This is a genomic window from Neobacillus sp. GCM10027624 (assembly GCF_042675345.1).
Classification (GTDB): domain Bacteria; phylum Bacillota; class Bacilli; order Bacillales; family Cytobacillaceae; genus Neobacillus; species Neobacillus cucumis_D.
The window spans coordinates 124146-138579 of record NZ_JBHTHD010000013.1; the positions used below are offsets into that span (position 1 = coordinate 124146).

The 14434-nt window shown below is 39.1% G+C and carries 17 protein-coding genes; 11 read left to right on the forward strand and 6 right to left on the reverse strand.

The annotated features are described in order from the left end of the window. The first annotated feature begins 92 nt into the window (after positions 1-92). The 4 genes from ACFQZ9_RS21620 to ACFQZ9_RS21635 all read left to right on the forward strand — a co-directional run bounded on the left by ACFQZ9_RS21620 (position 93) and on the right by ACFQZ9_RS21635 (position 4361). Positions 93-533, forward strand: coding sequence for a ferritin family protein (locus tag ACFQZ9_RS21620; protein ID WP_498945332.1), 441 nt, complete (start codon positions 93-95; stop codon positions 531-533). Positions 534-645: 112 nt separating this feature from the next. Then, positions 646-2145, forward strand: a complete 1500-nt coding sequence (locus ACFQZ9_RS21625) for a spore germination protein (RefSeq protein WP_498945334.1) — start codon at positions 646-648, stop codon at positions 2143-2145. Further along, a complete protein-coding gene (locus ACFQZ9_RS21630; protein WP_498945336.1) occupies positions 2135-3241 on the forward strand; it encodes a GerAB/ArcD/ProY family transporter in 1107 nt (368 codons plus the stop codon). Before ACFQZ9_RS21625 ends, ACFQZ9_RS21630 begins: the two co-directional genes overlap by 11 nt. Continuing rightward, complete coding sequence (locus ACFQZ9_RS21635) at positions 3225-4361, forward strand: Ger(x)C family spore germination protein (RefSeq protein WP_498945337.1); 1137 nt, start codon at positions 3225-3227, stop codon at positions 4359-4361. Before ACFQZ9_RS21630 ends, ACFQZ9_RS21635 begins: the two co-directional genes overlap by 17 nt. A gap of 100 nt (positions 4362-4461) precedes the next feature. Here ACFQZ9_RS21635 and ACFQZ9_RS21640 read toward each other — a convergent pair whose 3' ends face one another. After that, on the reverse strand, positions 4462-5019 hold the full coding sequence (locus tag ACFQZ9_RS21640) for a cysteine hydrolase family protein (protein ID WP_498945339.1): 558 nt from the start codon (positions 5017-5019) through the stop codon (positions 4462-4464). A gap of 953 nt (positions 5020-5972) precedes the next feature. Further along, positions 5973-7127, reverse strand: coding sequence for an amidohydrolase (locus tag ACFQZ9_RS21645; RefSeq protein WP_498945825.1), 1155 nt, complete (start codon positions 7125-7127; stop codon positions 5973-5975). Between the two features lie 171 nt (positions 7128-7298). On the opposite strand from ACFQZ9_RS21645, the gene ACFQZ9_RS21650 reads away from it, so the two are divergent. From ACFQZ9_RS21650 to ACFQZ9_RS21660, 3 genes are read left to right on the forward strand one after another with little or no spacing between them, the layout of a single operon-like run. Then, on the forward strand, positions 7299-7679 hold the full coding sequence (locus ACFQZ9_RS21650) for a PaaI family thioesterase (protein WP_498945341.1): 381 nt from the start codon (positions 7299-7301) through the stop codon (positions 7677-7679). A gap of 12 nt (positions 7680-7691) precedes the next feature. Next, complete coding sequence (locus tag ACFQZ9_RS21655) at positions 7692-8696, forward strand: glutathione S-transferase family protein (RefSeq protein WP_498945343.1); 1005 nt, start codon at positions 7692-7694, stop codon at positions 8694-8696. 7 nt (positions 8697-8703) lie between these two features. Continuing rightward, positions 8704-9204 carry a GNAT family N-acetyltransferase gene (locus tag ACFQZ9_RS21660; protein ID WP_498945344.1) on the forward strand — a complete coding sequence of 167 codons (501 nt, stop codon included), beginning with the start codon at positions 8704-8706 and terminating at the stop codon, positions 9202-9204. A gap of 142 nt (positions 9205-9346) precedes the next feature. On the opposite strand, the gene ACFQZ9_RS21665 is transcribed toward ACFQZ9_RS21660, so the two are convergent. Beyond that, a complete protein-coding gene (locus tag ACFQZ9_RS21665) occupies positions 9347-9859 on the reverse strand; it encodes a CBO0543 family protein (RefSeq protein WP_498945345.1) in 513 nt (170 codons plus the stop codon). Between the two features lie 95 nt (positions 9860-9954). Between ACFQZ9_RS21665 and ACFQZ9_RS21670 the strand changes: the two genes are divergently transcribed. Further along, the gene (locus ACFQZ9_RS21670; RefSeq protein ID WP_498945346.1) at positions 9955-10251 is read left to right on the forward strand and encodes an antibiotic biosynthesis monooxygenase family protein; all 297 of its coding nucleotides are present in this window, start codon (positions 9955-9957) and stop codon (positions 10249-10251) included. A gap of 46 nt (positions 10252-10297) precedes the next feature. Here ACFQZ9_RS21670 and ACFQZ9_RS21675 read toward each other — a convergent pair whose 3' ends face one another. Then, a complete protein-coding gene (locus tag ACFQZ9_RS21675; RefSeq protein ID WP_198311442.1) occupies positions 10298-10594 on the reverse strand; it encodes a hypothetical protein in 297 nt (98 codons plus the stop codon). A gap of 167 nt (positions 10595-10761) precedes the next feature. Here ACFQZ9_RS21675 and ACFQZ9_RS21680 point away from each other — a divergent pair, with 167 nt between their 5' ends. The 3 genes from ACFQZ9_RS21680 to ACFQZ9_RS21690 all read left to right on the forward strand — a co-directional run bounded on the left by ACFQZ9_RS21680 (position 10762) and on the right by ACFQZ9_RS21690 (position 12113). Then, complete coding sequence (locus tag ACFQZ9_RS21680) at positions 10762-10974, forward strand: hypothetical protein (RefSeq protein ID WP_498945348.1); 213 nt, start codon at positions 10762-10764, stop codon at positions 10972-10974. 126 nt (positions 10975-11100) lie between these two features. After that, positions 11101-11439, forward strand: coding sequence for a hypothetical protein (locus ACFQZ9_RS21685; RefSeq protein ID WP_133336547.1), 339 nt, complete (start codon positions 11101-11103; stop codon positions 11437-11439). 218 nt (positions 11440-11657) lie between these two features. Continuing rightward, on the forward strand, positions 11658-12113 hold the full coding sequence (locus ACFQZ9_RS21690) for a DUF2269 family protein (protein WP_498945350.1): 456 nt from the start codon (positions 11658-11660) through the stop codon (positions 12111-12113). A gap of 58 nt (positions 12114-12171) precedes the next feature. Here the strand turns inward: ACFQZ9_RS21690 and ACFQZ9_RS21695 are convergent, their stop codons facing one another. Both ACFQZ9_RS21695 and ACFQZ9_RS21700 read right to left on the reverse strand, forming a co-directional pair. Then, a complete protein-coding gene (locus ACFQZ9_RS21695) occupies positions 12172-12891 on the reverse strand; it encodes a LutC/YkgG family protein (protein WP_498945351.1) in 720 nt (239 codons plus the stop codon). After that, positions 12888-14318, reverse strand: coding sequence for a LutB/LldF family L-lactate oxidation iron-sulfur protein (locus tag ACFQZ9_RS21700; RefSeq protein ID WP_498945352.1), 1431 nt, complete (start codon positions 14316-14318; stop codon positions 12888-12890). The genes ACFQZ9_RS21695 and ACFQZ9_RS21700 overlap by 4 nt, the downstream gene beginning before the upstream one ends. Positions 14319-14434 lie beyond the last annotated feature (116 nt).

A 14434-nucleotide genomic window follows, 5' to 3' on the forward strand; every position in this document is an offset into this window, starting at 1 on the left:
AAAGTTGAATATTTAGAGTGAAACAAATTTGTATTGCACCCCGTATCTCACTTTTTCATAGGATAGTAAGAATATAACGGGGAGGGTATGGGATGTATCCATATACAAATTATCATGATGCTCTTTTTAGACAACCGAATAACTTGGTCAATGATGTTGAAAAGGCTGTAAATGGGGAGTATAGTGCAATCAATTGTTATTCAAAATTAGCAAATATGGCTAAAAATGAGGAAGAACGGCAGAGAATCCTTGAAATTCGTCAAGATGAAGTCAAGCATTTTCAACAATTCCAGCAGATATATGTGAGTCTCACGGGGAGACAACCGCAGCCGAAGATTGTGGAGGAGTGTCCGGCTGCTTATTTAAATGGGTTAGAATTTGCTCTAAAAGATGAACAAAAAACGGTTGATTTTTATATGGAAATTGCCGATACAGCTACAACAGAGCATATAAAAGAAGTATTTCGGAGAGCTGCAGCAGACGAGCAAAACCATGCGGTGTGGTTTCTTTACTATTTTACTAAACATAAATAACAGTCGAAAGAACCCAGAATAACCTACTTCAGGGTTCTTTATCATTTCTAGGGATAAGTTTGGAAAATTTTGCAGAACATAAAATGAACATTTTAAACATAGGAGTTCATTTATGAAACGACCTTTAATTCATTATAAATCAAATGAACAGCCTTCAGACATTGGAAAGTCTGCACTCGAGTGCCGTTTAGAGTTTATTAAGGATGCTTTTGGTAACACTGAGGATTTGTTAATGCTTCCTATTCTATATCATGAGGAGAAAGGAATTCTTTTCTATTTAGAAACCATTTCCGATTCGGAGAAAATCCAGGAAAGTATCTTAGTTCCTTTAAGTAAAAATCCAGAATTAGATTTTGGCGACATTCCATATACTGCTGAAACAAAAAGTAAGGTAAAGCTTGAAGATACCATAAATACATTGCTACAAGGAAATACAATTTTGATCGTTCAAGGAGAAGATGATCTCTTTTCATTTAATACAAAGAAAGACTTATCACGAAGCCCCCAGGAACCCGACAGTGAAAAAACTGTAAGGGGATCACATATTGGATTTGTTGAAAGTTTATCATCTAATTTAGGCTTTATCAGGCAGGCGATTCAGAGTAAATATCTTAGAATTAATTATCATCGTACCGGTCAATATACGAACACCCAAATAGCCGTTGTCTATATGGAAGGTATAGCAAACCTTACGTTAGTAAAGAGACTTGAAGAAAGAATTCAGACGCTATCTACAGATATGACTTTTAGCCCCGGGTATTTAGAAGAGTTAATTGAGGATCAGCCATTTTCTCCGTTTCCGCATATACTTTTTACGGAAAGACCAGACCGGGCCATTGCTCAATTAATGGAGGGGCGAATTGTCTTAATGTCTGAAGGTAGTTGTGATGTTCTTGTTCTTCCCGTATCATTTTTTTCTTTTTTTCAAACGACGGATGATTACAACAGCCGGATTTTAACAAGCTCTACTTTTCGGCTTTTAAGAGTAATGAGCTTTTTTCTCTCACTTCTATTACCAGCTTTATATATTGCGGTTATCGGTTTCCATTTTGAAATTATCCCGAATGAAATTTTATTTCTTGTAAAAAACTCTGTAGAGAACATTCCATTTCCACCTTTAATCGAGGCAATGATTATGGCGTTCACGATTGAATTAATTAGAGAAGCAGGAATTCGCCTGCCATCACCAATTGGACAAACAATAGGAATTGTCGGTGGTCTAATCATCGGCGATGCAATTGTTTCGGCAGGATTAGTATCAAATATTATGGTTATCGTGATAGCCCTTACTTCAATATCATCCTTTACGATTGCATCCTATGAAATGAGTAACACTGTTCGGCTGTTAACCTTTCCAATTATGCTTTCTGCAGCCACCTTTGGTTTTGTCGGAATCATCTTTTCTTTAATGTTTATCGTTGGTCACCTTTGTAAACTTGAGTCCCTTGGAACACCGTATTTTACACCTGTTGCTCCATTTAATGTACAAGGGATGAAGGATGCATTCATTCGATTCCCAATTTGGCTTTTAAAGTTCCGACCTAGAGAGTTATTAGTTAAAAATAAAAAACGATTATATCGACCAAGAAGATGGGAAAAAAATGAAAAATGAAAACCAAATTACGAAGCTTCAGCTTATTACCTTTTTAATACAGACTCAAATAGGGGTGGCTTTTCTTTCGTTACCATACGACATTCATAAATTTGCAAAAGGAGATAGCTGGATATCCATTCTCCTTACAGGCCTTCTTATGGAGGTCCTTGCTATTGTCTATACGATTTTATGTAATCGGTTCCCTAAGCAGCATTTATTTCAAATCCTGCAATCCATTTTAGGAAGGGTTTTGGGAAAATGCTTAACCGTTCTTTATGCTCTCTATTTCTTACTGACTGGTTCTACCATTCTAATTTTATTTGTCTACATAATAAAAAAATGGATGCTCCTTTATACTCCTAATTGGGTGATCCTAATTTTAATGTGTTCCATCGGAATATACATGGCTGTCGAAAATCTTAAGGTAATTGCCAGGTTCTATTTTATCGCTAGTTTTGTTTTATTCGTTTTTGTATTTATTGCCCCGATTGCTTTTAAAGATGGAAATATTCACTTTATCATGCCGATTGGTCACTCAGGAATTTTGAACATTATAAAAGGGGCTTCACATGCCACATTAGCATGGCAGGGGATGGAAATGTTTCTGATTGTATCACCATTTGTTATGGCAACAAAAAAGGAGCGGATAAAGGCGGTTACATTGGCGAATCTTATTGTCACCCTATTATATTCATTCCTAACCTTTGTCTGCTTAATTTACTTTAGTGATGACGAAATGTTGCTGCTCCCAGAGCCTGTCCTTTATCTTTTAAAGTCTTTTACTTTCAAAATTATCGAAAGACCTGATTTAATCCTTATTTCTTTGTGGATTATTTTGGTGGGGACATCCTTTATAAGCTACCTTTACGGTGCATCGTTAGCAGGCACTTTTTTAATGAAAAAATGGAATAGAAAGTCTTTAGTATATTTATCAGCCATCATTTGTTTTGGTGTTGCTCTATTGTTTAATCATCAAAAAGTGATAGAAAAATTAGCGCAGTTCACTACCTATGCTGGTTTCATCTTTTTAATGGTTATTCCTATATCTCTTTTAATCATTTCCCTTTTATTTAGAAAGCAGCAGAAGGGTGTATCTAATGCAAAAGATAATTAGATGGTTTATGGTCGTTTGTATTCCGTTTTTCTTAACAGGCTGTTGGGACCAGCGGCTTTTAAAAGAGCAAAAAATAATTGAACTAATTGGATATGATGCTGGCTCAAAAGGGGAAGTAGTTACTAGTTCCTCGTATCCAATTGGTATGGGGAGTTCAGGTAATTTAGCTTCTAGCTCAACAACTTCTTCGAAAAGTACTATTCTTACCTCACATGGGATAACAGCTGGAGATACGCTGTTACAGGAGGATTTGAAGATTTCTGAAAAAATTGACACCTCGAAAACACAAGTCATCCTTTTCGGAGAGAGGATTGCAGCAAAAGGCCTCTATCAAGAACTTGATTATATTTATCGGAATCCAAAAGGAGCTCTTGGTGCAAAAGTGGCAATTATTGAAGGAAAAGCAATGGATGCGATTCGCTTAAAACAGGAAGAGGCTGATTTAAACAGTCGATATTATGATGAGTTTCTAAAAAGCGGGATAGCAACGGGTTTTTATACAGATTATAATGTTCAATCCGTCTGCCCTTTATTACTTAAACATACAAAGGATCCGTTATTACCGCTGATAAAAATTCATAGTAAAGGTCATCGAGCAGAATCAGTGGGGATGGCGTTGTTTAATAATGAAAAAATGACTGGAAAACTAACAATTCCAGAATCAAAGATGTTTATACTTCTTAGTGGAGGTATAAAACAGAAGGTTTCCTTCTTAGTGAGAACGAAGCATCGTTATAAACAAAACCAATTGAATTATGTCATTGTTGAAATTCTGAATTCACGGCCAAAGACAAAATTAAATGTGAAAAATGGTGCAGTTACTGCTAATTTAGCCCTAAAGCTCCAATATCGGATTAGAGAATATCCTAAAAATCATTTAACAAGTCCACTTCTTTTAAAACAGCTTAATTACGAAATAGAAGCAGGATTAACGAATACTGCTAAAAAAATGATATGGAAGTTACAAGAAGCCAATTGTGACGGGTTTGGAATTGAAGAAGAAATCAAGGTCCACAATCATCGACTTTGGGAGGGGAAATATAAAAATGTTTCGATTAAAGAGATCCCGATAAAGGTAGACCTTCAATTGGAGCTATTGAATTCTGGAATCATTAATTAACGATGGCCTTGTGATCATCAAAAAAAGATTACGGCTATGAGAAGTTCTTCGTGACCGTAATCAACAAATAGGTTCTCCTTTGCTTATTGAAAGATAGTTATTAGTTTGTTGTTTTAACAAGGAAATCATCAGTTGTCTTGATGGTAGCATATAGGCTTCCAAGTGCTGCCATAAACGCAGCATGGACATCTACAGCCTTAATGGTTTTATTGTTAAAGGTAAGATGGGGGCATGTACATGCATCCTCAAGGACTGTACAACTAAAACCAAGGTCTACAGCTGCACGGCATGTTGCATCGATGCACATATGGCTCATCATGCCAACAATGATTACATGTTCGATACCTAGATTTTTTAATTCTGCTTCTAATGAAGTATGTAGAAAACTGTTCGGGAAATGCTTTTGAATCACAGTTTCACTTTCTAATGGTGTAACACTTTGATGAATCTGAACTCCTTCTGTGTCCGGTGCAAAAAATGGTGCTTGTGTATCTTTGAAAATGTGTTGAATGTGAAAAAGAGGGAGATTGTTTTTACGAAAATAATCTAATATAGCCCTCGCATTTTTCGCAGCTTTTTCTGTTTCATGGAGTGGCATTTTTCCTCCAGGAAAATAATCGTTTTGAATATCAACTAGAATTAAGGCGGTCTTTTCCAATTTATATACCCCTTTCTCTATCAAAATACTGGATTTCCATTGTACATAATATTCGGCATCACTAAATAAATTACCTTTTTCAATAGAACATCTTTGCAATAAAACAGTCGAGGTCATTGAGGGCGGAAATCAGATAAGAGAAAGGAAAAGTGTCTCTAATATGAATTGATCGTTTTGATGATTATAGAAAAAGAGAGGGCGAGTGGGGACAAATAGGCTTCATAATGCCCTTAGCGAAAGAAATGGTGTGATTCCGGGAACTATCTGGGTCTCATAGTGCCCGTGGGGAAGAAAAACTAAGAAGTGCGGGAAGCATCAGGCCTTCATAATGCCCGTGGGGAAGAAAAACTAAGAAGTGCGGGAAGCATCAGGCCTTCATAGTGCCCGTGGGGAAGAAAAACTAAGAAGTGCGGGAACTAACAGGTCTTCATAGTGCCCGTGGGGAAGAAAAACTAAGAAGTGCGGGAAGCATCAGGCCTTCATAGTGCCCGTGGGGAAGAAAAACTGAGAAGTGCGGGAAGTATCAGGCCTTCATAATGCCCGTGGGTAAGAAAAACTAAGAAGTGCGGGAACTAACAGGTCTTCATAGTGCCCGTGGGGAAGAAAAACTTAGAAGTGCGGGAAGCATCAGGCCTTCATAATGCCCGTGGGGAAGAAAAAACTAAGAAGTGCGGGAAGCATCAGGCCTTCATAGTGCACGTGGGGAAGAAAAACTAAGAAGTGCGGGAAGCATCAGGCCTTCATAATGCCCGTGGGGAAGAAAAACTAAGAAGTGCGGGAAGCATCAGGCCTTCATAGTGCCCATGGGGAAGAAAAAACAAAAAGCGTGGGCACTATCAGGTTCCGATAGTGCCCGTAATCAAAGCAAAAGAAGAGGTACGGGACCTATCAGATGTGTATAGTGCCCGTAATCAACCAACAATCCGTTCAAGCAAACCTCAACCCAAAAAAGTTTAACCTTGCTTTAATTTCTCCAAAGCCTCTACAGCCAAAAGGCTGAAATATTCTGCTGCAGGTAAAATGGCACCTTCATCCACAACAAACTTTGGATGGTGTAAATCGAAAGGCCCGCCTGACCCAATCATCACAAAAGCTCCCGGTAGTTTCTCCTGATAAAAAGCAAAATCCTCGCCAATAGAGCTTGCTTCCACGACTTTTGTCTTGTAGCCAGCATTAGCCCCAACCTCAAGTGCAAAATCTGCCCATTCAGGGGTATTATTCACGGATGGGGGCCCCGGATGCCAAACCAGCTCTACCCTTGCATTAAACGTCACACCAATTCCGTGTAAAATTTGTTCCATGCGCTTCTGAATAAAAGCTCTCTGGGTCTTACTAAATGTCCGGACTGTTCCTTCCAGATAGGCAGTATCCGGAATTACATTCCATGTTGAGCCGCTATGAATTTGCGTAATACTTACAACAGCGGTCTCCCTTGGCGGCACATTCCGGCTTATAATCGTTTGTAAGGTGGAAATGATTTGACTGGTAATGATAATCGGGTCATTTCCTTCTTCCGGTTTGGCCGCATGAGCCCCAGTTGCGGTAACATGGATTTCAAAGCGGTCGACTCCAGCAGTCAGCGCACCATGTTTTGTCCCTAGTTCACCAACCTGAAGAGTCGGATCATTGTGGAGTCCGAAAATCACGTCCACATCATCTAATACATGGGTTTCGAGGATTGCTCTAGCACCATGGCCCGTTTCCTCCGCCGGTTGAAAAATCAGCCGAATCGTTCCGGCTAAGTTATTTTCTTCTTTTTTCAATAAAAAGGCAGTTCCCAAAATGACGGAGGTATGAAAATCATGCCCGCAGGCGTGCATTACGCCTTGACGTTTTGAGGTGAAACTTACCTCGGATTGTTCCAAAATTGGCAATGCATCAATATCGCAGCGAAGCGCAATGGTTGGACCTGGTTTACTTCCTTTAATTTCAGCTACCACACCTGTTTTCAGCGGCAGGTTAAGGATGCTAATATTTTGCAATAGCAGCGCTTCTTTAATTTTTCGCGTCGTTTCAAATTCTTCATTTGATAATTCTGGTTCCAAATGAAGATTCCTTCTGAAGTTCACTAAATAATCCCCTAACTCCTTCACTTGCAAGGTACTCATCTCCCTAACGAATTTAGGTACTATGGTAAGTATCTCGAGTAAAGAAGTCAATTAATCAAACCTCTGTAATTTCAGAATATTCAACCTGTATTGATTGACTTAAAAACAAAGAAAAGCCTAAAATGAATTAAACTTATTGAAAAACTTGAAATTACTTAAATCAAAACAGAGGTGTGCACTTTGTTTATAAAACAACCGTTGGATGAATTTTTAGGATTACAATATGAAAGACAAGATGAAAACAATATAAAAGTAACTTTGCAAATCCAACCGTTATATGTAAATAGTGTTGGCGTTGTACACGGAGGGATTATTTCCTCTCTCGCGGATGTAGGAATGTGCAATGTTATTGCTGCTAATGAAGATGGTACACAAAGGGTCGTAACAACCGATTTAAATGTTACCTTTTTAAAAGGAGCAAAGGGAGAATACCTGATTGCTCATGCTCATGTATTTAAGCAAGGCCGCACTCTTACCCATGCGGAATGCTCCATCTACGATGATCAAGAAAAATTAGTAGCCAAGGCAAAAGCAATTTTATTCAATAGTTGAGAGGTGCCCGACATGTCAAAAAGCGAAACCACTTCAGGAACTGTTACAGAAATAAGCTCCGATGGTTCTTTTAAACGTCAAAAAAATAGATTTATTACACCCTTTGGTACAAGCGAGGGTGAACTTCCAGTAGAAGCAGGACGATACCGGCTATTATGGTCGGCTGTCTGCCCTTGGGCCCATCGGTCGGTGATTGTTCGAAGAGTACTAGGATTAGAGGATAGCATTAGTTTGGGAACTGCAAGTCCAATGCGTCCAAAGCTTGCGCATGTGGACTGGGAATTTTCTTTGGATGAGAATGGTGTAGACCCAGTTTTAGGAATCCGCTACCTAAGTGAAATCTACAAAAAAACTGACCCCGATTATACGGGACGACCAACGGTTCCTGTATTTGTTGATGTAAAGGAACAAAAGGTCGTTAACAATGATTATTTTAAATTAACAAACTATCTTGAAACTTCTTGGGCACCTTTTCATAAGGAAAATGCACCGAATTTGTATCCGGAACATTTACGCGAAGAGATTGATGCCCTAAACGACGTCATCTTCCATGAAGTGAACAATGGGGTGTATAAATGCGGCTTTGCCCAATCGCAGGAAGCCTATGAAGAGTCATATGATGTTCTTTTTGCCCGTCTCGATGTACTAGAGCAGCGACTTGCAGGGCAGCGGTTCTTATTTGGTGATTATATTACCGATTCAGATGTTCGTCTTTATGCAACGCTGGTTCGATTTGATTGCGCCTATTATTCAGCATTCAAATGTAATCGAAATCGTATTGTGGATTTTCCAAACTTATGGGGCTATTTACGTGATTTATTTCAGACACCTGGTTTTGGCGATACAACAGATTTTGATGCGATTAAGAAGCATTATCATTTATCAAACCATATCGCAAGTGATGACCAAAAAGGCCAGAATAGCATTTTACCGAAGGGGCCGGATCTTTCAGGTCTATATTCCGAGCATAACCGCCATGAATTAAGCAAGAAGGAAGAAAAATTTTTTAGGGGATGATGGGCTCTTGATTATACGTGATGCACGATTGGAGGAAATGGCTTTTATTCGTGAACAGAGAGTCAAGGCTTATCAGGAACATGCTGCCCGTATTCCTGAAGGTCATTGGAATGCGTTGAAAAACGGCATTTCCTCAGAGGGGGATTTGCATCCGGGGGCGGTGAGGATTGTTGCCGAAATGGATGGTGCGATTGTAGGCAGTGTGGTTTTATTCCCAGCAAAGATGGATGCTTACGAAGGGTTGTTGGAGGAGTTGGATCATCCCGAAATCCGAATGCTAGCTGTCACGCCGGAAGCCCGTGGTAAAGGTGTGGCGAAATTATTGATTTTAGAATGTATTTCACGTGCAAAGGCGCTTGGACATAGTGCAATTGGGCTCCATACAGGAGAATTTATGGAAAGCGCGATGCGGCTTTATGAACATTTAGGTTTTGAACGGCAGCCGGAATTCGATTTTGAGCCTGCAAATGACGGAATAATCGTCAAAGCGTACAGGCTTTCATTTTAAAAAAATCGCAACGCAGATAAAAGTCCTGGAAACGCAGATAAATGGCTAAGAATCGCAGATAAATTCTATTTTAACGCAGATAAAACGTTCTAAGTGCATCAAATTTGTGAATAGACCAGGGCGAAACCTCCGGCATTAATAATTACTTCATTTTATCCAGGGAAACATTAAACATCAAGCATAGAAAAACAGAAAAAATGACAGATAGAATAAGTGCCAGCATCGGTCTTTGATAATGAATCCGGAGCATTATGAACATAACAATAACGAAAAATAAGGACCATAATAGGTTCCAGTTATGGTGATAGGTAATGGCACCCCATTTTATCGATAAAAATTCCAATATAACAAAAAGGACGACAAACAAAGAAATGTAAAGCACTTGGGAGGAGAGCCCTTTTCTAAAAGGAAATTTTGAAAGGTAAATCCAGGTCGATAGTGGCATCCCTAGTAAAATAAGTAACAACATCGGTATCATGGCAAAAGGCAGCCCATTTGGCTCCATTTGCCATAGTTGATATTTATAGCAGATGAGTTCGTATAAAGCATTTCCAAGCGATGCATACAGAAGTGTGGGATAATAGGGTTTCCAATTGCGGTCTGCTAACTTATATGCAGCGGCAATCCAGAAAATCGAGTAGGCAATAGCAATCATGAAGAGCTCCTCAAAGTCTTTTTATCCTATAATTCCCAAAGGAGGATGTTACATTCATCGTTTTAGACATTGCTAAAGTGAAAGGGGGAGATTTTATGATTTTAGAAGCAGCTATGCTTCAAGTTAAACAGGGGAAAGAACAGGAATTCGAGGAAACTTTTCGCCAAGCCTCAAAAATAATATCCTCCATGGGCGGCTATATATCCCATGAGTTACAGAGCTGTCTGGAGGTTGACGGAAAATATTTGTTAACGGTGAAATGGGAGACACTAGAAGACCATACCGTTGGATTCCGGCAATCAAATGAATATCAGGAATGGAAGAAGCTTTTACATCATTTTTATGATCCGTTCCCTACGGTTGAACATTTCGAAAAAGTGAATCTATCTTAAATTAAAAAAGCAGTTCTACCTTATTAGAACTGCTTTTGATGTGCAATTATGCCTGTCTATAAGATTTTGCAGCATCGACCATTAGTACGATGGCGGTAACAATATGCATGATCATTCCGACAATTGGAATCCAAGCAATACAGGAAGTCACAATCCCAAGGATGCTCCCCGAAACAGCATCGCCATCCTTTTTGGCTAAAACAAGAGTTATAATATGTAAAACCAGCATGATCCCCAGTGGAGTCCAAGCAAGACTTAAGACAATCGTTCCGCCTAGAATCGGAATTCCCAGTAATGCCTCTAAACCGCCCGTTACCCATTTAAGAACTTTCGAAGGTGACATCCTAAATCCCCCATAAATCTTTATTTAAATATATAATATTGTTTAACCAATCTTATTCTACCGTTTTAATCCAAAAATAGAAATTAATATCCTCTCTAATGAAAATAATTACCAAAAATGGAAACTAAGGTATAATATGCATATATATAAATTAGGGGGGATTTTTGATGTCAAGTGGTCATTCCTTTTTTGCATCAGAGGGCCTATTTGTCTTATTTAGCTTTTTGCCGATTATTGTTTATTTAGTGCTGATTGTACTAGGAATTCTTTTCGTCATTAAAGTTATTAAGTTTATGAATGAAAAAACAAAGTTAGAGCGGGAAAGAAATGAAAAGCTTGATGAACTACTAAAGGCTATAAGAAAAAATAATGAAATTTAAATTATGATTACACAGGCTTGGAGAGATCCAGGCTTTTTCATTTTTGATAAAATAGGCCAAACTCTTACTGAATATAATTACCATGATACGTTTTTTCATCTTCTTATTGAAAGAAGGTATTTGGTGATGAAAAGCAAAATCCATCGTTGTAATTGCCGGAAAATTTGGTCCGTTCAAAACAGAAAATCTAGGGTTACCGCAAGTTCTGTTCTTCTCAATGGAACCTGGACCACTGAATTAAAACCGGAACGAAAATGTAACCCGAAGGGATTTGTGACAACCCAGAAAAGTGGAGAAATCATCTTTAATCCAACAAGTGATCTAGTGGAGCAATTTGTAAAAGTTGCAAAACTCCTGTACGACAAAGAGAATGTTCATTTTAATATCGACCAGGGGGAATATTTGTATTTTGCGGAGGATGGAACCTGTTATGTTCTTCGGAAAAAGAAAGAGGTGGGTGGTTGAAAGGAAGAGGCATCGGGGAAAACGACCGAGGCCTTTTCTTTTTATTTTCCCTCTTGCAAAACAATCAAAAATACAATGGATATATATGCTAAAATAGTATAATGAATGGGAAGCTAATTGGGCATTCACTGCTAATTTACGATCTGTCTGCCATTTCTATCACATGTTATTTCCTAAGAATATGGTAAAATTAGAGATGGGAATAGAGGGGGCATAATGTGATTACTTTCTACAAAATCATCGTTTTCATACATATATTTTCTGCCATAATCGGAATGGGACCAGGTTTTATTTTAACAACCGTGGTCAGAATGGGGAATACCATGACGGAGTTAAGGCATTCCTATAAAATTAGACATAAATTACATATTTTTGTGATGGTGGGCGGCACGTTATTGTTAATTACCGGATTGACCATGGGATTTCTTAATCCGGCGCTATTTCGGATGGGGTGGTATGTAACAAGCCTTATTCTCTTTTTAATTTCCTTGGCGATGGGCCCACTAGCGCTATCACCAAGATCGAAACCGATAAAAGCCCTATTGGAAACACATAAAGGCGAGGAAATCCCTGGAGAATATAAACGTTTAGCCAAAAGTCTTTTTCGGACTGAATATATTGAAAATATCATTTTTATCATCATTATTTCGCTAATGATATTGAAACCGTTTTAAAAAAAGTAGGGTGCCAGGAAAGTCCAGGCGCCCTTTCTTTTGATTTACGACAAAAATCCTATAAATCTTCAATAACAATATAACCCGCTTTAACCGGGCCATGCACACCAACCACAAGCTTTGACTCGATGTCTGCGGAATTACTTGGCCCGGTAATAAAATTAATACAGGAAGCAATATGCTCTCCACGTTCTACTTTTTCCCGTATCTTTCTTGCTGCTTGGGTCATTCTTGGAACAATTGTACTTTTGGGAATCAGGATAATCGAAGTGGTAGGTAAAAAGCTAACAGTCCGGCCCTTATCATTGCTGCTGAAAAGAACAGCTGTGCCGGATTCGGCAAGCGTAATATCACTTATCGTAATTCCTATATTAGCACGTTCCGCCCGCTTAATATTTTCTTCTCCAATCGAAGAATCCCACTCCTGAAATTCAATCCCTTCTTCAGGCCATCTCTCTTTAAACAGGGGAGATAACCCATATTCCTCAAAGCGGGGATCTTTCCAAGACAATATAGGCCCACCGCCATAATTAGCAACCATTTTATTAATGGTGTCAGCTAATCCGGTTTTGTTCGTTAAAACAATGTCTGTAAGGATGTTCGAACATTGTCGTTTTAGAATTTCCAGTAATTCATCGGAACTTGCATCTTTTAATACCGCATCTTGAGGTGAGTATTTCCACTTTGGTCTTGCTACCCCGGCGGTTACTGAATCTCTCCCTAGACGCCCAGCAATATTGCTAAGAAAATCATCCCGATTTTGTATGGAACCCTTCATGATCTGTCCTCTCCTTTCGAACGGTTTTTAAACCAATCACGAAAGCGCTCTTTATTAGGCGCAGGAAATTCCCGAATTTCTGTCCATACCTTTAATGGGCCCGGTCCCTTTGAGATTTTATCTCCGACAGTAAAAGGATTCATCACAGACGGTGCAATTTTTGATCCTAATTTATAAAGGGAGGGAGAAGCGGCACCAAGTCCGAATGCTTTCATAGCCAGTTTTTCCGAAATGGGTGCTCTTCCTTCTTTTTCGACGATGATTTGCCGATGTTTATGAAGCAGTTCGTGTAACGGTATTTTTACCGGGCAGGCTTCCGTACAAGCCCCGCATAATGTCGATGCATAGGGAAGCTCTTTATAGTCATCGTACCCACCTAGTAATGGTGATAAAACCGCTCCGATTGGCCCGGAGTAAATAGAACCGTAAGAATGCCCCCCAACATGACGATATACAGGACAAACATTCACACAGGCTGCACAACGGATGCATTGGAGAATTGAATGGAACTCACCGCCAAGAATATTTGCCCGGCCATTATCAACAATCACTAAATGGAACTCCTCTGGTCCATCGACATCACCTTCATCTCTTGGTCCCGATAACACGGTTACATAGCTTGTCAGCTTTTGGCCGACGGCGCTTCTTGTTAGCAGGCTGACAAGGACATCTAATTCTTCATGGGTTGGAACAAGCCTTTCCATTCCCATCACTGTAATTTGAGTTTTTGGAAGAGCCGTTACCAAATCAGCATTTCCTTCATTTGTTACTAAGCAGATGGAACCTGTTTCAGCAATGGCAAAATTACAGCCGGTAATGCCGATATCAGCGGTTAAATATTCGTTGCGGAGCGTTTCACGGGCATGCAAGGCCATCTCTTCAGGCTTGTCTGACTTTTGATAGTTTAATTTTTTCACAAAAACTTCCCTGATTTGCTCTTTATTTTTATGCATGGCAGGGCCAACAATATGGGAGGGGAGATCATGGTCATCCAATTGCAGAATATATTCTCCTAAATCGGTTTCAATGACCTCACAGCCTGTACTTTCTAAACAAGCATTCAAATTAATTTCTTCTGTAACCATTGATTTTGACTTAACAACCTTTTTAGCCTGTTTCGTTTCAACTACTCTACGAATATACTGATTTGCGTCGTCCGCGGTTTTTGCAAAAAAGACATGGCCGCCTCTGTTTGCGACATTTTCACTTAATTGATATAAATAATAATCCAGGTTTTCTAGCACGTGTTTACGGATTTCTTCACCGTGTGAACGCCATTCCTCCCAGTTACCAAGCTCTTCTGCTGCCATTAGCTTCCTTGAACTTAAGTTATCCTGCGCACTGGATACTGCACCTCTCATAAACGCGTTGTTAATTCCGGCATCTACCCGATGATTAAAATCTTCCGTTCCAATTTTCATCGGCATATTCTTTTCCCCCTAATAATGAGCTGATTTTTATAATTTATCTAAATATTCTTATTATAACTAAATAGATTACCATAATTAATTGAGTCTGTATACGAGGCCAGTATATTGCCCTA

Coding starts and splice junctions, on each gene's coding strand:
- ACFQZ9_RS21620 (WP_498945332.1), top strand. CDS start 93: ATGTATCCATATACAAATTATCATGATGCTCTTTTTAGACAACCGAAT.
- ACFQZ9_RS21625 (WP_498945334.1), top strand. CDS start 646: ATGAAACGACCTTTAATTCATTATAAATCAAATGAACAGCCTTCAGAC.
- ACFQZ9_RS21630 (WP_498945336.1), top strand. CDS start 2,135: ATGAAAAATGAAAACCAAATTACGAAGCTTCAGCTTATTACCTTTTTA.
- ACFQZ9_RS21635 (WP_498945337.1), top strand. CDS start 3,225: ATGCAAAAGATAATTAGATGGTTTATGGTCGTTTGTATTCCGTTTTTC.
- ACFQZ9_RS21645 (WP_498945825.1), bottom strand. CDS start 7,127: ATGAGTACCTTGCAAGTGAAGGAGTTAGGGGATTATTTAGTGAACTTC.
- ACFQZ9_RS21655 (WP_498945343.1), top strand. CDS start 7,692: ATGTCAAAAAGCGAAACCACTTCAGGAACTGTTACAGAAATAAGCTCC.
- ACFQZ9_RS21665 (WP_498945345.1), bottom strand. CDS start 9,859: ATGATTGCTATTGCCTACTCGATTTTCTGGATTGCCGCTGCATATAAG.
- ACFQZ9_RS21670 (WP_498945346.1), top strand. CDS start 9,955: ATGATTTTAGAAGCAGCTATGCTTCAAGTTAAACAGGGGAAAGAACAG.
- ACFQZ9_RS21675 (WP_198311442.1), bottom strand. CDS start 10,594: ATGTCACCTTCGAAAGTTCTTAAATGGGTAACGGGCGGTTTAGAGGCA.
- ACFQZ9_RS21680 (WP_498945348.1), top strand. CDS start 10,762: ATGTCAAGTGGTCATTCCTTTTTTGCATCAGAGGGCCTATTTGTCTTA.
- ACFQZ9_RS21685 (WP_133336547.1), top strand. CDS start 11,101: ATGAAAAGCAAAATCCATCGTTGTAATTGCCGGAAAATTTGGTCCGTT.
- ACFQZ9_RS21695 (WP_498945351.1), bottom strand. CDS start 12,891: ATGAAGGGTTCCATACAAAATCGGGATGATTTTCTTAGCAATATTGCT.
- ACFQZ9_RS21700 (WP_498945352.1), bottom strand. CDS start 14,318: ATGCCGATGAAAATTGGAACGGAAGATTTTAATCATCGGGTAGATGCC.